The sequence below is a fragment of the Pseudomonas sp. R1-15 genome (assembly GCF_051132085.1).
Classification (GTDB): Bacteria; Pseudomonadota; Gammaproteobacteria; order Pseudomonadales; family Pseudomonadaceae; genus Aquipseudomonas.
The window spans coordinates 4767277-4787009 of the sequence record NZ_CP071660.1; the positions used below are offsets into that span (position 1 = coordinate 4767277).

Genomic DNA, 19733 nt, shown 5'->3' on the forward strand with positions numbered 1-19733 from the left:
TCCCACAGGGTCCGGCGTAACTCCAGCAGGGCCCGAAAGCATGTTGATTCCATCCCCCTGGCGTGCCGATTTTCCGGCCCTCGCCGCCCTGCAACGGCAAGGCCAGACCTATCTGGACAACGCCGCCACCACACAGAAACCCCAAGCCCTGCTGGACGCCCTGGCGCATTACTACGCCAACGGCGCGGCCAACGTGCACCGGGCGCAACATCTGCCCGGCGCACTGGCCACCCAGGCGTTCGAGGACAGCCGACTCAAGGTTTCCCAGTGGCTCAATGCGGGAAATTGCGGACAGATCGTTTTTACCCACGGCGCCACGTCGGCGCTGAACCTGCTGGCCTATGGGCTGGAACACCTGTTCAACCCGGGCGATGAGATTGTCATCAGCGCCCTCGAACATCACGCCAACCTGCTGCCGTGGCAGCAACTGGCCGAGCGCCGCTCGCTGGCGCTGGTGGTGCTGCCCCTGGATGCCGACGGGGTGATCGATACAGAGGCCGCCACCAGGCTGATCGGTCCGCGCACCCGCCTGCTGGCGGTGAGCCAGTTGTCCAACGTGCTTGGCACCTGGCAACCGGTGCCGGCGTTGCTGGCGATGGCCAAGGCGCAAGGTGCGCTGACGGTGGTCGATGGCGCACAGGGCGTGGTCCACGGTCGCCATGATGTGGAGGCGCTGGGCTGCGACTTCTATGTTTTTTCCAGCCACAAGCTTTACGGTCCCGAAGGCCTGGGCGTGCTGTTCGGCCGTACCGACGCCCTCGCTCGACTGCGTCATTGGCAGTTCGGCGGCGAAATGGTGCAAACGGCTGATTACCACAGCGCCACGTTCCGCCCGGCGCCGTTGGGTTTCGAAGCCGGCACGCCGCCCACCGCCAGCGTGATCGGCCTGGGAGCGACGCTCGACTATCTGTCCGATCTCGACGGGCAGGCGGTTATCGACCATGAAACCGCGCTGCACGATTATCTGCTTCACGGCCTGCTGGCGCGCAACGGCGTGCGGCTGGTGGGCAACCCACAACTGGCGCTGGTCAGCTTCGGCGTCGAAGGCGTTCATAACGCTGATCTGGCGCATCTGTTGACCGAGCAAGGCATTGCCGTGCGCGCCGGGCATCACTGTGCGATGCCGCTGTTCAAGCAATTGAAGCTTTCCGGGGCGATTCGTGTGTCGCTGGCGCTGTACAACGACTCCGCCGATATCGAACGGTTCTTCGAGGCGCTGGATCAGGCCCTGGAGATGCTGCGATGAGCCTGCCTGCCGATGCCGCTGCGGCATTGCGGATTTTCCAGGACGCCTCCGGCTGGGAGCAACGCGCCCGGCTGCTGATGCAGTGGGGCGATCGCTTGCCACCGCTGAGCGATGCAGACAAGTGCGAGGCCAACCTCGTCAACGGCTGTGAAAGCCAGGTATGGCTGGTGGGTCGGCTGCATGATGGGCACTGGCAGTTTTCCGCCAGCAGCGATGCGCGCTTGATACGCGGGTTGGTGGCGTTGTTGCTGGCGCGGGTCAACGGGTTGTCGGCTGAGGATTTGCGCCAGGTCGACTTGCCGGACTGGTTCAATCAGTTGGGGTTGTCACGGCAGTTGTCGCCTTCGCGCAGCAATGGCTTGAATGCGGTGCTGAAGCGGATGCGCGAGCTGGCTGGATAACCGTGGCGAGGGAGCTTGCTCCCGCTGGACTGCGCAGCAGTCCCAAAAGCAGTCAACTCGCTCCGGCTGACATACCGCGTTGCCCCGTTTCAGGGTCGCTTCGCGGCCCAGCGGGAGCAAGCTCCCTCGCCACAAAGCTGTTACAGCCCGGGCTTAAGCCGGTCCGCCGGCCGCCGCACACCCGCGACGATCTTGTCCACAGCCTTGGTCGCCGCGACCATGCCGAACGTCGCGGTGACCATCATCACCGCGCCGAACCCGCCAGCGCAGTCGAGCTTGACGCCGTCCCCGACAAAACTCTTCTGCAGGCAGATGCTGCCGTCCGGTTTCGGGTAGCGCAATTGCTCGGTGGAGAATACGCAGGGCACGCTGTAATGACGGGTCACGGTGCGCGAGAAACCATAGTCGCGGCGCAAGGTGGAGCGCACCTTGGAGGCCAGCGGATCGTTGAACGTACGGTTGAGGTCGCAGACCTGGATCAGCGTCGGGTCGATCTGCCCGCCTGCGCCGCCGGTGGTGATGATCTGAATCTTGCGGCGCTTGCACCACGCGATCAACGCAGCCTTGGCGTTGACGCTGTCGATACAGTCGATCACGCAGTCGATGTTCGGCGTGATGTACTCGGCCATGGTGTCGCGGGTGACAAAGTCGGCCACCGCGTGCACGGTGCAATCGGGGTTGATCCCCCGCAGCCGCTCGGCCATCACTTCGACCTTGGGCTTGCCGACGGTGCTGTCCAGGGCATGTAACTGACGATTGGCGTTGCTGACACAGACGTCATCCAGGTCGAATAGCGAAATCTCGCCCACGCCACAACGGGCAATGGCTTCCGCCGCCCAGGAACCAACGCCGCCGACGCCGACAATCGCCACATGCGCCGCCCGCAGGCGCTCCAGGCCTTCGATGCCATACAAACGGGCGATGCCGGCGAACCGTGGATCTTCTGTACTCATGACCATTACCCCAAAAACCGGCGCGCATTATAGGGCTTTGCCGCAGCAATTCGAGCCTCAGGCGACCGATCGCGAAATGCCCCCACTCAATAATCTCTTGTGGGAGCGAGCCTGCTCGCGAAGGCGTCGAATCAGCAGCATCAAATGTTGACTGACAAATCGCTTTCGCGAGCAGGCTCGCTCCCACAGGTTTTGAGTTCCAACTGAGGGGAGCGGCGGCCCATGGCGATCGTTTTGCTATAAGATAACCGCCATTTTGCGCGATCCAGCCCGCGCCAGCACTAGCCTTGCGTCCACACTATATTCCGGAGTTTCCATGACGGCCCACGCCGACCTCTCGCCGACCCTGCAACTCGCCTGCGACCTGATCCGCCGTCCGTCCGTGACGCCGGTGGATGCCGATTGCCAGAAACTGATGATGCAGCGCCTGGGCGACGCCGGTTTCAAGCTCGAACCCATGCGTATCGAGGATGTGGATAACTTCTGGGCCAGCCATGGCAAGCATGACGGTCCGGTTTTGTGCTTCGCCGGTCACACCGATGTGGTCCCGACGGGTCCGGTACAGGCCTGGCAGCTCGACCCGTTCGATGCGGTCATCGACGAACAGGGCATGCTCTGCGGCCGTGGCGCGGCGGACATGAAAGGCAGCCTGGCGGCGATGGTAGTGGCGGCCGAACGGTTCGTCGCCGACTACCCGGATCACCAGGGCTCGATCACCTTCCTGATCACCAGCGACGAAGAGGGCCCGGCCCACCATGGCACCAAAGCCGTGGTCGAGCGCCTCAAGGCCCGCCAGGAACGCCTGGACTGGTGCATCGTCGGCGAACCATCGAGCACCACGCTGGTGGGTGATGTGGTGAAGAATGGCCGTCGCGGCTCCCTCGGCGCAAAACTGACCGTGCGCGGCAAGCAAGGCCACGTGGCTTATCCACACTTGGCGAAGAACCCGATCCACCTGGCCGCGCCTGCCCTGGCCGAATTGGCCGCCGAGCATTGGGATCACGGCAACGATTTCTTCCCGCCGACCAGTTTCCAGATCTCCAACCTCAACTCCGGCACCGGCGCGACCAACGTGATCCCCGGTGACCTGGAAGCCGTGTTCAATTTCCGCTTCTCCACCGAGTCCACCGTCGAAGGCCTGCAGCAACGGGTCGCCGACATCCTCGACAAGCATCAACTGGACTGGAACATCGACTGGGCGTTGTCCGGCCTGCCATTCCTCACCGAGCCGGGCGCACTGCTCGACGCCGTGTCGTCGAGCATCAAGGACGTCACCGGCCGCGAGACCAAGGCCTCCACCAGCGGCGGCACCTCCGACGGTCGCTTCATCGCGACCATGGGCACTCAAGTGGTTGAGCTGGGGCCGGTCAACGCGACGATCCACCAGGTCAACGAACGCGTGCTGGCCGCCGATCTCGACGTGCTGACCGAGATCTACTACAAGACGCTCATCAAGTTGCTCGCCTGATGCTCGCCTGCCCGATCTGCAATGAACCCTTGAATGCGGTGGAGAACGGCGTGGCATGCCCCGCCGGGCATCGTTTCGACCGCGCGCGCCAGGGTTACCTGAACCTGCTGCCGGTGCAGCACAAGAACAGCCGCGACCCTGGCGACAATCAGGCGATGGTCGAGGCCCGCCGCGATTTCCTCAACGCTGGCCATTACGCCCCGGTCGCCCGGCGCCTGGCTGAACTGGCCGCCGAACGTGCGCCCGGACGCTGGCTGGACATTGGCTGTGGCGAAGGTTATTACACCGCGCAACTCGCCGACGCCCTGCCCGACGCCGATGGCTACGCCCTGGATATTTCCCGCGAAGCCGTCAAGCGCGCCTGCAAACGCAACCCCCAACTGACCTGGTTGATCGCCAGCATGGCGCGGGTGCCGCTGGCGGACGGCTGCTGCCAGTTCCTCGCCAGCGTGTTCAGCCCGTTGGACTGGCAGGAGGCCAAGCGCCTGCTCAGCCCCGGCGGCGGCTTGATGAAAGTCGGGCCTACCAGCGGCCACCTGATGGAGCTGCGCGAGCGGCTGTATGACGAGGTTCGCGAATACACCGATGACAAACACCTGGCCCTGGTGCCGTCGGGGATGGCGCTGGATCACAGTGAAACCCTTGAGTTCAAGCTCACGCTCGACAACAGCCAGGATCGCGCCAATCTGCTGGCGATGACGCCCCACGGCTGGCGCGCCAGCGCCGAACGCCGCGCCAGCGTGATCGAGCAGGCCGAGCCGTTCGAGGTGAGCGTGTCGATGCGCTACGATTATTTCGTTCTTCAGTAACCTTTTTATTCCGGGCCTCGGACAACTGTCCGGGGCCAGTTAAATCCGCGAATGGATTTTTCGAGACCGCAGTGAGGACATCCATGCGCCAACCCGATATCGAGATTTACCTCAAGGACGCCGACGTCGACCACAAGGCGATCGCCGCCTGGCTCGGCCAGGCCCTCGGCCCGTGCAGCGACTGGGTGCAGAAAGGTCAGACGTACAAGTGCAAGGCCGGCGACATCCCCGTGACCTGGTTGCCCAAGGCTGTAGGCAAATGGAACAGCCTGTACCTGGAAAGTGACCAGACCCCGTGGGAAGACGACATCGCCTGCGCCCGCGCCGCCTTCGCCGCGCTGAACGTCGAAGTGCGCTGCGCGCCGGGGTCGTGGGTGGAGGAAGAAGGCGAGGATTCGGCGGATCGCTGGATTCGCATCAGCGCCGATGGGGAAGAAGAGATTACCTGGAAGACGGCGTAAGGCTGGCTTCTGATCAACGGTGATCCCTTGTGGGAGCGAGCCTGCTCGCGAAGGCGGTGTGACGGTATATAACTGATCACCTGACACAGTCTTCGCGAGCAGGCTCGCTCCCACGGGGGATTTGCGGCGATTGCAGGAGCGGCTTACAACCCCACCACATCCTCAGCCTGCAAGCCCTTCTGCCCTTCCACCACCGCGTATTCGACCTGCTGGCCTTCGGTCAGTGAACGGTGGCCTTCGCCACGGATCGCGCGGTAGTGGACGAACACATCCGCCCCGCCTTCGCGCTGGATGAAGCCATAACCCTTGGCGTCGTTGAACCACTTCACACTGCCAGTTTCGCGTGCTGCCATGATGCTCACTCCCGTTCTTGTTTTCTGAGCCGGCTTTTCGAGGGAAAGCCGTACGCGTTTCAGCCGCCGTCCCACCGTCCGTCGGAAGGCCGGGGCAGTAACTGGCCGAGTATATGACACCCGGAAAAACTCTCAACTGACTTTACTTCGCCGCTTTTTTGCCGATTTTCGGTGAATCCGGCACACTAGTACCGCTTGCTCTTATCCACTCACGCAGAAGCCGTATGACCCGTTCCCCGTTCCGCCGTCTTGTGTTTGGCACCCTGCGCCGGCTGTTGTACCTCTGGGTTCGCTCCGAGACCATCAACCAATCGTCCTTCACCCTCAACCTCGACCGCAGTCGTCCGGTGTTCTACGTCCTGCAAGATCCTTCGCTCACCGATCTGGCGGTGCTCGACACCGAATGCACCAAGGCCGGCCTGCCACGTCCGGTGCTGCCCGTCTCGGTGGGCGGCCTGCTGGAGCCGGCGGCGTTTTTCTACCTGACGCCGGCGCCGGACTGGCTCGGGCGCCAGGACAAACGCGGTGCGCCGCCGACCCTGACGCGGCTGGTCGACGAACTGACCCACAACGCCGCCGAGGACGCCCAGATCATTCCGGTCAGCGTCTTCTGGGGCCAGTCGCCCGACAGCGAATCCAGCCCCTGGAAGCTGCTGTTCGCCGACAGTTGGGCGGTCACCGGGCGCCTGCGTCGCTTGCTGAGCATCATGATTCTCGGGCGCAAGACCCGGGTGCAATTCTCCGCGCCAATTCATCTGCGCGAACTGATCGAGCACGACAAAGGCCATGAACGCACCGTGCGCATGGCCCAGCGGATCCTGCGGGTGCACTTCCGCAATCTGAAAGCAGCGGTTATCGGCCCGGACATTTCCCACCGGCGCAACCTGGTCAAGGGGTTGCTGAACCAGCCGCTGGTCAAGCAGGCCATTCTCGAAGAGGCCGAGCGGGAAAAGATCCCGGCCGAAAAAGCCAAGGCGCAGGCCCTGCGTTATGGCAATGAGATTGCCTCGGACTACACCTACACCGCGATCCGCTTCCTGGAAGTGGTGCTGAGCTGGTTCTGGAACAAGATCTACGATGGCATCAAGGTCAACCACATCGAAGGCGTGCAGAACGTTGCCCAAGGCCACGAAGTCATCTACGTACCCTGCCATCGCAGCCATATCGACTACCTGCTGCTGTCGTACCTGCTGTTTCGCAATGGCCTGACACCCCCGCACATTGCCGCCGGCATCAACCTCAACATGCCGGTGATAGGCGGCCTGCTGCGCCGTGGCGGCGCGTTTTTCATGCGCCGCACGTTCAAGGGCAACCCGCTTTACACCGCCGTGTTCAACGAATACCTGCACACGCTATTCACCAAGGGCTTCCCGGTGGAGTATTTCGTCGAAGGCGGCCGTTCGCGCACCGGGCGCATGCTGCAACCGAAGACCGGCATGCTCGCCATTACCCTGCGTAGCTTTTTGCGCTCCTCGCGCATGCCGATCGTCTTCGTGCCGGTGTACATCGGTTATGAGCGCGTACTGGAAGGCCGCACCTACCTCGGTGAGCTGCGGGGTGCGAGCAAAAAGAAGGAGTCGATCTTCGACATCTTCAAGGTCATCGGCGCCCTCAAGCAACGCTTTGGCCAGGTCGCGGTCAACTTTGGCGAGCCAATCAAGCTGGCGGAGTTCCTCGACGGCGAACAACCCGGCTGGCGCCAGCAGGAGCTCGGTCCGCAGTTCAAACCCGACTGGCTCAACGCGACCACCAACCGCCTCGGCGAACGTGTCGCCCGCCATCTGAACGAAGCCGCGGCCATCAACCCGGTCAACCTGGTAGCGCTCGCGCTGCTGTCCACCAGCCGTCTGGCCCTGGACGATCATGCCATGGCCCGCGTGCTGGACCTGTACCTCGCGTTGCTGCGCAAAGTGCCATATTCACCGCACACCACCTTGCCCGAAGGCGATGGCCAGGCGCTGATCGCGCACGTCAAAGGCATGGACCTGCTGTCGGAACAGAAGGACGCCCTGGGCAAGATTCTGTATCTGGATGAGCAGAACGCGGTGCTGATGACCTACTACCGCAACAATGTCCTGCACATCTTCGCCCTGCCGGCGCTGCTCGCCAGTTTCTTCCAGAGCAGCTCGCGCATGAGCCGCGAACAGATCCTGCGCTACACCCGGGCCTTGTATCCGTACCTGCAGTCGGAGCTGTTCATTCGCTGGTCGCTGGAGGAACTGGACGCGGTGGTAGACCAGTGGCTCGAAGCATTCGTTGAACAAGGCCTGCTGCGTTTCGAAAAAGACCTCTACCTGCGCCCGGCGCCGAGTTCGCGGCATTTCGTGCTGCTGACGCTGCTGTCGAAAAGCATCGCCCAGACCTTGCAGCGTTTCTACATGACCGTCTCGCTGCTGCTCAACAGCGGGCAGAACAGCATCAGCGCCGAAGAACTGGAGGACCTCTGCACCGTCATGGCCCAGCGCCTGTCGATCCTGCATGGGCTGAACGCACCGGAGTTCTTCGACAAAAGCCTGTTCCGCCACTTCATCCAGACAATGCTCGACCTCGACGTCCTGCGACGCGACGAAGCAGGCAAGCTGAGCTATCACGAACTGCTCGGCGAGCTGGCTGAAGGCGCGGCCAAGCGGGTGCTGCCGGCGGAAATTCGTCTGTCGATCCGCCAGGTGGCCTTGCATCGCAGCGAAGATGCGGCGGATCAGGACGTTCCGACGGCTGCGGACTGACTCTTGAAAAGCGCCTGGTTGCATTCGGGCGCCCTGAATATGAAGATCCCTGGCAATGCCGTACGCTGATTCTTTTCCAAACGTTCAAGGAAAGTGCCCATGCTCTGCCCTACCCTCCGTTTCACCGGCCTCTGCGCCGGCCTGTTGATCTGCGCCAACGCCATGGCCCTGTCGCTCGGTGATCTCTCGCAGCAGGACGCCACGGGCGGCCTGAAGGATGCCCTCACCCAAGGCGCCCAGATCGCGGTCAAGCAACTGGGTAAGCCTGGCGGTTTCAGCAACAACCCCGACGTGAAGATCGAGCTGCCGGGCAAGCTCGGTAAAGTCGCCAGCAAGATGAAGGCCTTCGGCATGGGCGCTCAGGTCGATCAATTGGAAACCAGCATGAACCAGGCTGCCGAAGCCGCCGTAGTACAGGCCCAGCCGATCCTGGTGGATGCGGTGAAGAACATGAGCGTGACGGATGCCAAGGGCATTCTGAGCGGCGGCAACGACTCGGCCACGCAATACCTGAACAAGAGCAGCCGCGAGCAGATTCGCGCGAAGTTCCTGCCGATCGTCAAGCAAGCCACCGACAAGGTCGGCCTGGTCCAGAAATACAACGCCTTCGCCGGCCAGGCTGCAACACTCGGCGTGGTGGACACCAAGAGCGCCAACGTCGAGAACTACGTGACCGAGCAGGCGCTGGACGGTCTGTTCGAAATGATCGCCAAGCAGGAAACAACGATCCGCCAGAACCCGGCGACCGCGGCGACCAGTTTGGCCAAGAAGGTTTTCGGCACCCTCTGAACCCTATCCGACAAATACAATACCTGTGGCGAGGGAGCTTGCTCCCGCTGGGGCGCGTAGCGCCCCTAGGTCTTTTGCGGTCGCTGCGCAACCGAGCGGGAGCAAGCTCCCTCGCCACAGGTTCGATGTGCGCCTGTGGGTCAGGTTTTCCTGACCCTGAACCACGCCGCATACAACGCCGGCAGGAACAACAGCGTCAACGCCGTCGCCACGATCAAACCGCCCATGATAGCCACTGCCATCGGCCCGAAGAACAGGCTGCGCGACAGTGGGATCATCGCCAGGACCGCCGCCAGTGCGGTCAGTACAATCGGCCGGAAACGGCGCACGGTCGCTTCGATGATCGCCTGCCAGGGGGCTAGCCCCGCCTTGATGTCCTGTTCGATCTGGTCCACCAGGATCACCGAATTGCGCATGATCATCCCGGACAACGCGATAGTGCCGAGCATGGCGACAAAACCGAACGGCTGGCGGAACACCAGCAGGAACAGCGTGACGCCGATCAGTCCCAGCGGCGCGGTGAGAAACACCATCGCCGTGCGCGAGAAGCTGCGCAGCTGCAGCATCAGCAACGTCAGCACCACCACGATGAACAGCGGCACGCCCGCATTCACCGATTTCTGCCCGCGGGTTGAATCCTCCACCGTGCCCCCGACTTCCAGCAGATAGCCGTCCGGCAACTCTGCGCGGATCGGGTCCAGGGTCGGGAAAATCTGTTGCACCAGCGTCGCCGGTTGCTCCTTGCCATAGATGTCGGCACGTACGGTCACACTGGGCAAACGGTTACGGTGCCAGATCACCCCTTCTTCAAAGCCGTATTCCAGCGTCGCGATCTGCGACAGGGCAACGCTCGTGCCGTTGTCGGTAGGCACCGCCAGGCTTGGCAACAGTGAAAGCTCGGTGCGCTCATGCACGGTGCCACGCAGCAGGATCTCGATCAGCTCGTTGTCTTCGCGGTACTGGCTGACACTGGAGCCCGTGAGGGAGCTTTGCAGGAAACTCGACAGGTTGGCGGTGGTGACGCCCAACGCGCGGGCGCGATCCTGATCGATGTTGAGGTACACCACCTTGCTCGGTTCTTCCCAGTCCAGGTGGACATTCGCGACGTAGGGGTTTTCGCGAACCTTTGTCGCGACTTTCCGGGCAAGCGCGCGGACTTCTTCGATGTGCTCACCCGTCACCCGAAACTGCACCGGATACCCCACGGGCGGGCCGTTTTCCAGGCGTGTGACCCGCGAGCGCAGGGTCGGGAACTGCTCGTTCAGTGTGCTGATCAGCCAACTGCGCAGGGGCTCGCGGTCTTCGATGGTCTTGGCCAGCACGACGAATTGGGCAAAGCTCGGCGCCGGCAGTTGTTGATCCAGCGGCAAGTAGAAGCGTGGTGAGCCGGTGCCGACGTACGCCACGTAATTGTCGATGCCAGCGTGGTCCTTGAGCAGCGCTTCAAGGCGCTTGACCTGCTCCGCGGTGTTGACCAGCGAAGCGCCTTCGGCCAGCTTCAGGTCGACCATCAGCTCCAGTCTTCCCGACGCCGGGAAAAACTGCTGCGGGACAAAACGGAAAAGCACCACCGAGCCAACGAACAACAACACGGTCAAGGTGATCACCGTCTTGCGTCGACGCACGCACCACTCCACCGTTCGCCGGACTCGCTGATAGAACGGCGTGCCGTAGGGGTCCGGCTGGCCGTCAGCGGTGCCATGCCTGGCCGCGTGAATCTTCGCCAGGTCCGGCAGGAGTTTTTCCCCGAGATACGGCACGAACACCACCGCGGCCACCCAGGAAGCGAGCAGCGCGAGGGTCACCACCTGGAAAATCGAACGGGTGTACTCACCGGTGCCCGATTGCGCGGTGGCGATCGGCAGGAACCCCGCCGCGGTGATCAGGGTACCGGTGAGCATCGGGAACGCTGTGCTGGTCCAGGCAAAGCTGGCCGCCTTGATCCGGTCGTAGCCCTGCTCCATCTTGATGGCCATCATCTCCACCGCGATGATCGCATCGTCCACCAACAGCCCCAGCGCCAACACCAACGCGCCAAGGGAAATCTTGTGCAAACCGATGCCCAGGTAATACATCGCGGCGAAGGTCATCGCCAAGACCAGCGGAATCGCCAGCCCCACCACCATTCCGGTACGTAGCCCCAGGGAAAAGAAGCTCACCAGCAACACGATCGTCAGTGCTTCCACCAGTACCTGGACAAACTCGCCGACGCCAGTCTTCACCGCAGCCGGCTGGTCGGAAACCTTGCGCAGTTGCATGCCCGCCGGTAGGGTGTTCTGGATGCGGGCAAACTCGGCTTCGAGGGCCTTGCCGAGGATCAGGATGTCGCCGCCCTCCTTCATCGCCACGGCCAGGCCGATGGCGTCTTCAGCCATGAAGCGCATGCGCGGGGCCGGTGGGTCATTGAAGCCGCGCCGGACATCGGCCACGTCACCGATGCGGAAGGTCCGGTCGGCCACGCGGATCGGAAAGTCACGGATCTCTTCCACGGTCTGGAAATTCCCCGAGACCCGGAGCTGCAATCGCTCGCTGCCGGTCTCGAAGAAGCCGGCGGTCGATACCGCGTTCTGCGCCTGCAGAGCCTGCTGGACAGCCGCCAGGGGCAAGCCGAGGGTCGCCAGCTTCACGTTCGACAGCTCGACCCAGATTTTCTCGTCCTGCAGGCCGACCAACTCGACCTTGCCCACGTCCTTGACCCGCTGCAGCTGGATCTGGATACGGTCGGCGTAATCCTTGAGCACGCCATAATCGAAGCCGTCACCGGTGAGCGCGTAGATATTGCCGAAGGTAGTGCCGAACTCATCGTTGAAGAACGGCCCCTGGATACCGGGCGGCAGGGTCTGCCGGATATCGCCGATCTTCTTGCGGATCTGGTACCACAGCTCGGGAATCTGCTTGGAATGCATGGAGTCGCGAGCCGCAAAAGTCACCTGGGATTCTCCCGGGCGGGAAAACGAGACGATCTTTTCGTAGTCGCCGGTTTCCATGAGCTTCTTTTCGATACGCTCGGTGACCTGGCGCGACACTTCCTCCGCCGTGGCCCCCGGCCAGACGGTACGGATGACCATGGCCTTGAAGGTGAATGGCGGATCTTCGCTCTGACCCAGCTTGGTGTAGGAAAGCGCGCCGACGATCGCCAGCAAGAGCATCAGGAACAGTACGATCTGGCGGTTACGCAACGCCCATTCGGAGAGATTGAAGCCCATCGGGATTACTCCTTGGCCGCCAGGTTGACCACGCGATTGGAGCGATCCACCGGCCGAACCTGCTGGCCATCCAGAAGCACATGCACGCCAGCGGCCACCACCCAGTCATTGGCATTCAGGCCTTCGAGCACCGGCACGGTCTTTTCACCGAAGGCGCCAACGCGCACCGGGACTTTCCTGAGCGTGTTGTCGGGCTTGACCACCCAGACGAAGGTGGCGCCGTTCTCGGCGGTGAGGGCCGACAATGGCACCGACAGCGGCGCCTTCTCAGTGGTCTGGATAAACACCCGGGCGCTCTGGCCCAGTTCCGCCGGGACGCTGCCAGCGGTGAAGGCGACGCGCGCGGCGAAGGTACGGGATTTCGGATCGGCGGCCGGCGAGAGTTCGCGGATGCGTCCGCTGAAGCGCTGATCGGGCTGGCTCCACAATTCAACCGACACTGGCTGGCCGATCTTGAACCGCCCAAATCCCTGCTCCGGCAGGCTGATCAACACTTCACGCTCGCCGTCGGTGGCCAGGGTGAAGACGGTCTGTCCAGCCGACACCACCTGGCCGACTTCCACCGCCCGCCGGGCCACCACGCCCTCCTGGGGTGCACGCAACACCGAATAGCTGGCCTGGTTGCTGGCAACGTCGAATTCGGCCTTGATCTGCTTGAGCCGCGCGGCACCGGAGCGATATAGATTTTCGGCGTTGTCGTATTGGGAGCGGCTGACCATCTGCCGCTCCATCAAGGTCTTGTAGCGGTCACGCTCGGCTTTCACCAGGCTCAGGTTGGCCTCGGCGGCGGCGACCTGAGCCCGACTGGCTTCCAGTTGCAGGCGCACATCCTCGGGGTCGAGTTCGGCCAGCGCCTGGTTGGCCTTGACCCGCTGGCCCTCTTCCACCAGCCGGCGGCTCACCTTGCCGCCAATGCGAAACGCCAGGTCCGGCTCGAACCGCGCCCGTACTTCGCCGGGATAACTGTCCATTGCCTGGGCCGAAGGCTCCGGCTTGACGACCATCGCAGGGCGCACGGCGACCGGCGTCGGCTCCTCATGACCGCACGCAGACAATAAAAAAGCCAGGCTGACTGGCACGGCGAGGGGCAGGACATAGCGGAACATGGTGGATGACCTTTCGCTAATGGTGCTTGGAATAATTATACTGGCGAGTATGTTATTAATAGCAAACTCACCAGTCCAGTATTAAAAGCGAATAATGTCGAACAATCCTCCCTCCTCCAGCGGCCCTGGTCGTCCCAAGGATCTGGCCAAGCGCCAGGCCATTCTCGACGCCGCAAAACGCCTGTTCCTGAGCCTGGGCTACGCCAGCACCAGCATGGACGCTGTGGCCACCGAGGCCGGCGTCTCGAAGCTGACCGTCTACAGCCACTTCAATGACAAGGAAACGCTGTTTTCCGCCGCCGTGATTGCCAAGTGCGAGGAACAGGTGCCGCCGCTTTTCTTCGAATGGGCCGACGGTGTTCCGATTGAACACGTGCTGCTGAACATCGCCCGCGGCTTCAACCAACTGATCAACAGCGACGAATCGGTGAACCTGCATCGGCTGATGGTGGCGCTGGGTAGCCAGGATCCGAAGCTCTCGACCATCTTCTACCAGGCCGGCCCGCAGCGAATGCTTTCCGGAATGGAAAGGTTGCTGACCAAGATCGACCAGAGCGGCGCCCTGAGCATCGACAAACCGCGCAACGCCGCCGAGCATTTTTTCTGCCTGATCAAGGGCGCGGCGAACTTCAGGTTGTTGTATGGCTGCGACGGGCCGCAGGACGCCGAAGCGGCCGAAGCGCATGTGCAGGAAGTGGTGGGGTTGTTTGTGCGGGCTTATCGGCCTTAGTTCGACCGGTCACTTTCGCTGGCTGGGAGGGCCTCTTCGCGAGCAGGCTCGCTCCCACAGGAGAACTGTGGTGAATATGGATTCTGCTGAACAGCTCCTTCCCAAGACCCTATGTGGGAGCGAGCCTGCTCGCGAATGAAGTCACCCCGGTCTCAAGCCTTGAGCGCTTTCTTCGGATAGATATCGTACCGACTGGACTTGCCTTCCAGCCCATGGCTCGGCTTCGGCCCTTCAATGCAGGGGGCCTTGCGCGGGCGCTTGACCACCACCCGGTGGGTCGCCAACGCCAGCGCGGCGGCAAGCAGCGCCGGGGCGTCGGTATCATCGCCCACCAGCGGGCGGAACAGGCGCATCTCTTTTTTCACCAGGGCGGTTTTCTCCCGATGGGGAAACATCGGGTCCAGGTAGATCACCTGGGGCGGCTCGCCTTGCCAGCTGCGCATCACTTCGATGGAATTGCCCTTGAGCAAGCGCATCCGCGCCACAATCGGCGCCACATCGAAATCTTCCGCACCGCGAGCCAGGCCATCCTCCAGCAAAGCACCGATCAAGGGTTGACGCTCGATCAGGCTCATCTCGCAGCCGAGACTCGCCAGCACGAACGCATCCTTGCCCAACCCCGCCGTGGCATCCAGCACTCGCGGACGCACACCCTGCGCGACACCGACTGCCTTGGCGATCATCTGGCCACTGCCGCCGCCGTACAAACGACGGTGGGCTGCGCCGCCTTCGACGAAATCCACCCGCACCGGTCCCGGCGCATCGGGACCCAGCTGCTGCAATTGCAACCCGTGCTCGCCGACCTGCAAGGCGAACTCGCCGTCATCCATCTGCAACGGCAGGCCGAGCTGCTCGGCCCACTGCTCGGCGCGGGGTTGGAACGCCGGGGCCAGGGCCTCGACGTGGATGCGGCAAGCCGCGAGTTGCTCAATCATGAAAGCATGCTCAAAAAATTAAGGATCGGCAAAAACGGCCGATAACAACGGTGAACGGCATTTTGCCAGAGCTGAGCGTCGACCGAGAAAAATGTCAGACATTCAATCCACATCGATAGGCGTTATCTCCCCTTACGGCGATTACAGCCTGCGTAACACCCAAGCGCTGAGCGGCGTCAGTCACCTGTGGCAGGATTTTTTTGCCCGGGCCCTGGCCGACCAGTTGGGTGAAAACGCACCGGCGCCCGGCAGCTACCAGCCAGTCGCCCTCGATGAAGCGGTTGAACCGACCCTGGGCGCCGAGCTGCTGGAGCATATCGTCAGCCAGCGCACCTGCGACGTCACGGAAACCCAGGTCAAGCCACCCGAGCCGTTGTTCCTGCCGATCGCCGAGTTCGAACTCGATTTGCTCGACAAGCCGTTCCCGCCCTTCCCGCCAGAAGAAATCGTCGCACAGCAAAAGCAGCAGACCTTCGAGAGCAACTGGGTTCGCCCGATCGTCCTCGCCGCCGGTCAACCGTTGCCAGAACCGGGCCCGGCACCACAGCCGCGTCGACTGCCCCTGCCGATTGCCGAATTCGAACTCGACCTGTTGGACAAGCCATTCCCTCCATTCCCGGAAGAGGAACTGGTGGCGCAGCAGAAACAACTGGACTTCGACACTCGCTGGGCGCGTCCGATCGTATTGCAGAACCTGCGCATCGCTGCCTGATTCCTCAACGACAAATCCACCAGGGCCCCACATCCAGATGAAAATGGTTGCGGTGCGCCGCGTTGTAATCCGGACTCAAGACCACACTGAACATGTCGCAGGCGCCATCGCGCACCTGCCGTAGAAACTGCGCATCGGTGTTGTCCTTCGGCCAATCCCTGAGCACGCTGACGGCTCGTCCATCAGCCAGGCGAAACCCGGCGATGTCCAGTGCGCTGGCAGTGGCGTGCTGGCTGCGCGCGCCGCTTTCACGACCGTACATGTTGCGACAGGCAAAACTGCCCAGGTGATCGACCCGCGTGACTTGCTTGCCATAGGCGGCCATTGCCGCCGGCTGCAATGCATGGCGCTCGAACAGCGCGAAGGCCACGGCCAGTGGGCAACTGGCGAGGAAGCTGCTGCTCAGCGCCACCTCACCGCCCTGCACCCGCAGCACATTGGTCAGCGGGCACGAGGTATTGGCGCCGCTGTCGGCCTGGCGAGCGGTGCGCAGCCCCGACGTGGCGAGCGCCTGGTCACACAGTTGCGGATCGTTGCGCAGCGCCATGAGTTTGTAGCGGGTCAGCAGATTTGGCGGCGCTTTCACGTCCAGCGGCGCCCAGGGGTTCCATTGCGGCGGTACGGTCAGCCAACCGCGCCATACCGCCACCACCGCGACGCCAGCGATCAGCGTCAATACCATCAGTCCTTTCAAAAACCGCACGACAACGCCTCGGGATTCAACCCTTGAATAATTGATTGGCCTGGTTGAAAGGCATTGAGCGACGGGTGAAGGTGAAGGTCCCCTGCCGTTGGATTTCTTCGGCGGCGCGGAAAAACTCGCCATACGCCGCCAGCGCGAGAGCCGATCCGACACTGATGCGCTTGACGCCCAGTTCACTCAACTGGGCTACCGTCAGATCCAGCGCGCCGGACATCAGTACGTTAACGGGCTTGGGCGCCACGGCCCGGACCACCGCCAGCACTTGCTCGGCGCTGCTCAGCCCCGGCGCGTACAGCACATCGGCGCCGGCGTCGGCGAAGGCCTTCAGGCGTCGGATCGTGTCGTCCAGATCCGGCCTGCCATGCAGGAAGTTTTCCGCCCGTGCAGTCAGCAGGAAAGGGAAAGGCAGACTGCGCACCGCCTCGGCGGCGGCCTTGACCCGCGCCACGGCGTGCTCGAAATCGTAGATCGGGCTGTCTTCGCGGCCCGTGGCATCTTCGATGGAGCCCCCTACCGCGCCGGCTTGTGCCGCGCGGAGCAAGCTGCGGGCGCAGTCTTCGGGCGCATCGGCAAAGCCGTTTTCCAGGTCGACGGCGACTGGCAGGTCCGTGGCCGCAACAATCGCTCGCACATTCGCCAGCGTGTCATCAAGGCCCAGGGCGCCGTCGGGTCGTGCCAGGGAAAAAGCGTGACCGGCACTGGTCGTCGCCAATGCTTCAAAGCCGAGGCTGGCGAGCATCTTTGCCGAACCGGCATCCCATGGATTGGGAATGACAAACGCCCCATCGCGTTCGTGCAAGGCCTTGAACGCCTGGGCTCGGCGGGTTTGTGCATCCATGAAAGTCGCTCCTGAGCAATTTTGCGCAATTCGCCTCAGAGCAGACCGAGTTGCTCGGCGGCGGGTTCTCTATATAGCTCAGGCAGCGCCGGCAAGCCAGGCAAACGCTTCATCAGGCGGCTGTGAAAATGCATCGCGAGTTTCGCCGCCAGCAGATTGTCGGCGGTGTGCAGGAACATATACGGCGTGCGCCCCTCTTCGATCCACACGGCGATTTTTTCTACCCATGGCGTCAGGAACGGCTCGTTGGCCTCCACTACCGGATGACCGACGAAGCGCACCTGCGGGTATTGAGTGAACGCCGCCGGTCGCGTCGGCACCCGGGGCTTCTTGTATTGCGCGTGAATGACTTCAGGGGCGGTCGACGCGCAGCTGAACAGGCCGCGGGGATCGAGACAGATGCGTTCGACACCACGATCGAGCAGCAAACGGTTGAGCTGTCGTTCAGCGTCGCCTTTGGCAAAAAACTCATCGTGACGCACCTCTACGGCCAACGACCGTGGGAACGCGTCGATGAATGCCGCCAGCTCCTGCAATCGATTGGGCGTGAACGCCTTGGACAGTTGCAGCCAGAACGGCGAGACGCGCTCGCCCAACGGGCTCAGCAACTGGACAAAGGTTTCGGTGGCGGTCAGGTGTTCGCGCAGGTCGCCGCCGTGGCTGATGTCACCGGGGATCTTGGCGGTGAAGCGAAAGTGCTCGGGCATGATCTCGGCCCAGCGCTGAACGGTGGACGCGGCCGGGCTCGCGTAGAAGGTCGTGTTGCCTTCCACGGCGTTGAATACTTGAGAGTAGAGACCGAGGAAATCGGAGCTTTTGGCGTCTTGGGGATAAAGATAATCGCGCCAGACGTTTTCGCTCCAGGACGGGCAACCCAGATAGTAGGGCAACCGCATCAGATGTAGAGGTCGAGGCCCAGCACTTCCATATCCCAATCAACGAAACCGGCGGTGCTCAGGTAGCTGGCCAGCGCCGTCGCGACACTGCGGCTCATGGCGCGGTGATACAGCATGTCCTGCTGACGGGCGGGAAGATTGCTCAGGCGTTGCGCGGAGGCTTTGGCGGTGCGGGCGGCCAGTTGCTCTTCGGACGGAAATTCCAGCTCACCATCGATGTCATCGAAGTTTTCCGGCTCAGCGGCTTTACCCGCACGAGGCCGACGCTTGATGGGGTAGGACTGGGATGAAACGCCGTCTATACGCATAACAGAATGCTCGGTATCAATGATGGCAATTTAGCGGCACATTCGTATCCGCGCAAATGCGCAAGTGATAACTAGAACACATAAAGGCAAAAAGGTTTAAAAACCGGCGAAAAAAGTGACGACTGGCAATTTTGGGTGTGACTTTTGGGTCTTGGGATGACTTTGACAGGCCTTAGCTGGATTAATGGCTTTGTGGCGAGGGAGCTTGCTCCCGCTGGGTTGCGAAGCAACCCCAAGATTTAATTTCAGCCCGACCAGTAAGGGCACCAAGGAAATTTCAGGGCCGCTTCGCGCCCCAGCGGGAGCAAGCTCCCTCGCCACAATGGTGCTCGCTCGAGAGTGTGGTCAAGTTTGGGTTTACCGTTCGGACTTGGGCGTCGCGACCTTGTCCCGCAGGTACACCGGCTGCGCATCGTCGGCAGGGATGGCTTCGCCGCGTTCCCAGGCAAAGCGTGCCAGGGCCAGCAGGTCTTCGGCATGGGGCAACATCGAGGCATCCTGGCCGACAAGGCTGACGCCGATTCGCTCGCCGTAGCCCCAACCGGTACCGGCGCCGAACCAGTCACCGCTGGTGTCAGCCGGCAACGCCGCCGCTTCGGGTGGCAACACCGCCTCGGCACCGACCAGGCGCATCTCGCCAGCGGTTTCGCGATAGCAGCCCCAGTACACCTCGTCCATGCGCGCATCGATGGCGGCCGCTACCTGATGCGCGCCGTGCTCGCGCAAGGCGCGCTGGGCCAGTACGGCCAGGTTCGAGACCGGCAATACCGGGCGTTCCAAGGCGAAGGCCAGGCCCTGCACGACGCCAATGGCGATGCGCACGCCGGTAAACGCCCCTGGGCCGCGGCCAAAGGCGATCGCATCCACGGCTTGCAAGGTGATCCCGGCATCGCTGAGCAATTGCTGAATCATAGGCAGCAATTTTTGCGCATGCAGGCGCGGGATCACCTCGTAGTGGCTCGTGACCTTGCCGTCATGCAGCAAGGCAACGGAGCAAGCTTCAGTCGCGGTGTCCAGGGCCAGCAAGGTGCTCATCGATATGTCCGTAAATCAGGTGGGAAAAAGTGCGCCAGTATAAACAACTACGGCCCGC

19 protein-coding genes are annotated in these 19733 nt (G+C 62.6%); 9 read left to right on the forward strand and 10 right to left on the reverse strand.

All coding sequences use genetic code 11. From position 1 onward, the window contains the following. Positions 1–40: 40 nt before the first annotated feature. Positions 41–1246 (forward strand): aminotransferase class V-fold PLP-dependent enzyme, encoded by a 1206-nt coding sequence (locus J3P97_RS21480; RefSeq protein WP_434656024.1) that lies wholly within the window; start codon positions 41–43, stop codon positions 1244–1246. After that, positions 1243–1647 (forward strand): SufE family protein, encoded by a 405-nt coding sequence (locus tag J3P97_RS21485; RefSeq protein ID WP_305499083.1) that lies wholly within the window; start codon positions 1243–1245, stop codon positions 1645–1647. Before J3P97_RS21480 ends, J3P97_RS21485 begins: the two co-directional genes overlap by 4 nt. Positions 1648–1787: 140 nt before the next feature. Here the strand turns inward: J3P97_RS21485 and tcdA are convergent, their stop codons facing one another. Further along, entirely contained in the window at positions 1788–2606 is an 819-nt protein-coding gene (gene tcdA, locus J3P97_RS21490; protein WP_434672724.1) for a tRNA cyclic N6-threonylcarbamoyladenosine(37) synthase TcdA, read from the reverse strand. 310 nt (positions 2607–2916) lie between these two features. Between tcdA and dapE the strand changes: the two genes are divergently transcribed. The 3 genes from dapE to J3P97_RS21505 all read left to right on the forward strand — a co-directional run bounded on the left by dapE (position 2917) and on the right by J3P97_RS21505 (position 5338). After that, the gene (gene dapE, locus J3P97_RS21495; protein ID WP_434601725.1) at positions 2917–4068 is read left to right on the forward strand and encodes a succinyl-diaminopimelate desuccinylase; all 1152 of its coding nucleotides are present in this window, start codon (positions 2917–2919) and stop codon (positions 4066–4068) included. Beyond that, positions 4068–4877, forward strand: coding sequence for a putative RNA methyltransferase (locus J3P97_RS21500; RefSeq protein ID WP_434672725.1), 810 nt, complete (start codon positions 4068–4070; stop codon positions 4875–4877). The genes dapE and J3P97_RS21500 overlap by 1 nt, the downstream gene beginning before the upstream one ends. An 83-nt stretch (positions 4878–4960) precedes the next feature. Continuing rightward, positions 4961–5338 (forward strand): hypothetical protein, encoded by a 378-nt coding sequence (locus J3P97_RS21505; protein ID WP_305499079.1) that lies wholly within the window; start codon positions 4961–4963, stop codon positions 5336–5338. Between the two features lie 143 nt (positions 5339–5481). On the opposite strand, the gene J3P97_RS21510 is transcribed toward J3P97_RS21505, so the two are convergent. Beyond that, positions 5482–5691 carry a cold shock domain-containing protein gene (locus J3P97_RS21510; protein WP_003198198.1) on the reverse strand — a complete coding sequence of 70 codons (210 nt, stop codon included), beginning with the start codon at positions 5689–5691 and terminating at the stop codon, positions 5482–5484. A 224-nt stretch (positions 5692–5915) separates the two neighbouring features. Between J3P97_RS21510 and plsB the strand changes: the two genes are divergently transcribed. Then, positions 5916–8417: a glycerol-3-phosphate 1-O-acyltransferase PlsB gene (gene plsB / locus J3P97_RS21515; RefSeq protein ID WP_434628679.1), complete on the forward strand. Its 2502-nt coding sequence runs from the start codon at positions 5916–5918 to the stop codon at positions 8415–8417. A gap of 99 nt (positions 8418–8516) precedes the next feature. Then, the gene (locus J3P97_RS21520; RefSeq protein WP_434672726.1) at positions 8517–9206 is read left to right on the forward strand and encodes a DUF4197 domain-containing protein; all 690 of its coding nucleotides are present in this window, start codon (positions 8517–8519) and stop codon (positions 9204–9206) included. Between the two features lie 140 nt (positions 9207–9346). Here J3P97_RS21520 and J3P97_RS21525 read toward each other — a convergent pair whose 3' ends face one another. Beyond that, positions 9347–12412 carry an efflux RND transporter permease subunit gene (locus J3P97_RS21525; RefSeq protein ID WP_434672727.1) on the reverse strand — a complete coding sequence of 1022 codons (3066 nt, stop codon included), beginning with the start codon at positions 12410–12412 and terminating at the stop codon, positions 9347–9349. A gap of 5 nt (positions 12413–12417) precedes the next feature. Continuing rightward, positions 12418–13518, reverse strand: a complete 1101-nt coding sequence (locus J3P97_RS21530; protein ID WP_434672728.1) for an efflux RND transporter periplasmic adaptor subunit — start codon at positions 13516–13518, stop codon at positions 12418–12420. Between the two features lie 94 nt (positions 13519–13612). Here J3P97_RS21530 and J3P97_RS21535 point away from each other — a divergent pair, with 94 nt between their 5' ends. Continuing rightward, a complete protein-coding gene (locus tag J3P97_RS21535; RefSeq protein WP_434572083.1) occupies positions 13613–14248 on the forward strand; it encodes a TetR/AcrR family transcriptional regulator in 636 nt (211 codons plus the stop codon). A gap of 152 nt (positions 14249–14400) precedes the next feature. Here the strand turns inward: J3P97_RS21535 and J3P97_RS21540 are convergent, their stop codons facing one another. After that, positions 14401–15183 (reverse strand): class I SAM-dependent methyltransferase, encoded by a 783-nt coding sequence (locus J3P97_RS21540; protein WP_434601730.1) that lies wholly within the window; start codon positions 15181–15183, stop codon positions 14401–14403. A gap of 91 nt (positions 15184–15274) precedes the next feature. On the opposite strand from J3P97_RS21540, the gene J3P97_RS21545 reads away from it, so the two are divergent. Further along, complete coding sequence (locus tag J3P97_RS21545; protein ID WP_305499072.1) at positions 15275–15895, forward strand: energy transducer TonB; 621 nt, start codon at positions 15275–15277, stop codon at positions 15893–15895. A gap of 4 nt (positions 15896–15899) precedes the next feature. Here the strand turns inward: J3P97_RS21545 and J3P97_RS21550 are convergent, their stop codons facing one another. The 5 genes from J3P97_RS21550 to tsaB all read right to left on the reverse strand — a co-directional run bounded on the left by J3P97_RS21550 (position 15900) and on the right by tsaB (position 19675). After that, positions 15900–16577 carry an extensin-like domain-containing protein gene (locus tag J3P97_RS21550; RefSeq protein ID WP_434574103.1) on the reverse strand — a complete coding sequence of 226 codons (678 nt, stop codon included), beginning with the start codon at positions 16575–16577 and terminating at the stop codon, positions 15900–15902. 37 nt (positions 16578–16614) lie between these two features. Next, positions 16615–17436: an isocitrate lyase/PEP mutase family protein gene (locus J3P97_RS21555; RefSeq protein WP_434601731.1), complete on the reverse strand. Its 822-nt coding sequence runs from the start codon at positions 17434–17436 to the stop codon at positions 16615–16617. A gap of 35 nt (positions 17437–17471) precedes the next feature. Beyond that, a complete protein-coding gene (locus J3P97_RS21560) occupies positions 17472–18332 on the reverse strand; it encodes a DUF72 domain-containing protein (RefSeq protein WP_434672729.1) in 861 nt (286 codons plus the stop codon). Continuing rightward, positions 18332–18640 carry a hypothetical protein gene (locus J3P97_RS21565; protein WP_434572076.1) on the reverse strand — a complete coding sequence of 103 codons (309 nt, stop codon included), beginning with the start codon at positions 18638–18640 and terminating at the stop codon, positions 18332–18334. Before J3P97_RS21565 ends, J3P97_RS21560 begins: the two co-directional genes overlap by 1 nt. A gap of 357 nt (positions 18641–18997) precedes the next feature. Next, complete coding sequence (gene tsaB / locus J3P97_RS21570) at positions 18998–19675, reverse strand: tRNA (adenosine(37)-N6)-threonylcarbamoyltransferase complex dimerization subunit type 1 TsaB (RefSeq protein WP_434601733.1); 678 nt, start codon at positions 19673–19675, stop codon at positions 18998–19000. Positions 19676–19733 lie beyond the last annotated feature (58 nt).

Excerpts from the sequence above, each read along its gene's own strand:
- J3P97_RS21480 (WP_434656024.1), top strand. The coding sequence starts at position 41 with ATGTTGATTCCATCCCCCTGGCGTGCCGATTTTCCGGCCCTCGCCGCC.
- J3P97_RS21485 (WP_305499083.1), top strand. The coding sequence starts at position 1,243 with ATGAGCCTGCCTGCCGATGCCGCTGCGGCATTGCGGATTTTCCAGGAC.
- tcdA (WP_434672724.1), bottom strand. The coding sequence starts at position 2,606 with ATGGTCATGAGTACAGAAGATCCACGGTTCGCCGGCATCGCCCGTTTG.
- dapE (WP_434601725.1), top strand. The coding sequence starts at position 2,917 with ATGACGGCCCACGCCGACCTCTCGCCGACCCTGCAACTCGCCTGCGAC.
- J3P97_RS21500 (WP_434672725.1), top strand. The coding sequence starts at position 4,068 with ATGCTCGCCTGCCCGATCTGCAATGAACCCTTGAATGCGGTGGAGAAC.
- J3P97_RS21505 (WP_305499079.1), top strand. The coding sequence starts at position 4,961 with ATGCGCCAACCCGATATCGAGATTTACCTCAAGGACGCCGACGTCGAC.
- J3P97_RS21510 (WP_003198198.1), bottom strand. The coding sequence starts at position 5,691 with ATGGCAGCACGCGAAACTGGCAGTGTGAAGTGGTTCAACGACGCCAAG.
- plsB (WP_434628679.1), top strand. The coding sequence starts at position 5,916 with ATGACCCGTTCCCCGTTCCGCCGTCTTGTGTTTGGCACCCTGCGCCGG.
- J3P97_RS21520 (WP_434672726.1), top strand. The coding sequence starts at position 8,517 with ATGCTCTGCCCTACCCTCCGTTTCACCGGCCTCTGCGCCGGCCTGTTG.
- J3P97_RS21525 (WP_434672727.1), bottom strand. The coding sequence starts at position 12,412 with ATGGGCTTCAATCTCTCCGAATGGGCGTTGCGTAACCGCCAGATCGTA.
- J3P97_RS21530 (WP_434672728.1), bottom strand. The coding sequence starts at position 13,518 with ATGTTCCGCTATGTCCTGCCCCTCGCCGTGCCAGTCAGCCTGGCTTTT.
- J3P97_RS21535 (WP_434572083.1), top strand. The coding sequence starts at position 13,613 with ATGTCGAACAATCCTCCCTCCTCCAGCGGCCCTGGTCGTCCCAAGGAT.
- J3P97_RS21540 (WP_434601730.1), bottom strand. The coding sequence starts at position 15,183 with ATGATTGAGCAACTCGCGGCTTGCCGCATCCACGTCGAGGCCCTGGCC.
- J3P97_RS21545 (WP_305499072.1), top strand. The coding sequence starts at position 15,275 with ATGTCAGACATTCAATCCACATCGATAGGCGTTATCTCCCCTTACGGC.
- J3P97_RS21550 (WP_434574103.1), bottom strand. The coding sequence starts at position 16,577 with ATGGTATTGACGCTGATCGCTGGCGTCGCGGTGGTGGCGGTATGGCGC.
- J3P97_RS21555 (WP_434601731.1), bottom strand. The coding sequence starts at position 17,436 with ATGGATGCACAAACCCGCCGAGCCCAGGCGTTCAAGGCCTTGCACGAA.
- J3P97_RS21560 (WP_434672729.1), bottom strand. The coding sequence starts at position 18,332 with ATGCGGTTGCCCTACTATCTGGGTTGCCCGTCCTGGAGCGAAAACGTC.
- J3P97_RS21565 (WP_434572076.1), bottom strand. The coding sequence starts at position 18,640 with ATGCGTATAGACGGCGTTTCATCCCAGTCCTACCCCATCAAGCGTCGG.
- tsaB (WP_434601733.1), bottom strand. The coding sequence starts at position 19,675 with ATGAGCACCTTGCTGGCCCTGGACACCGCGACTGAAGCTTGCTCCGTT.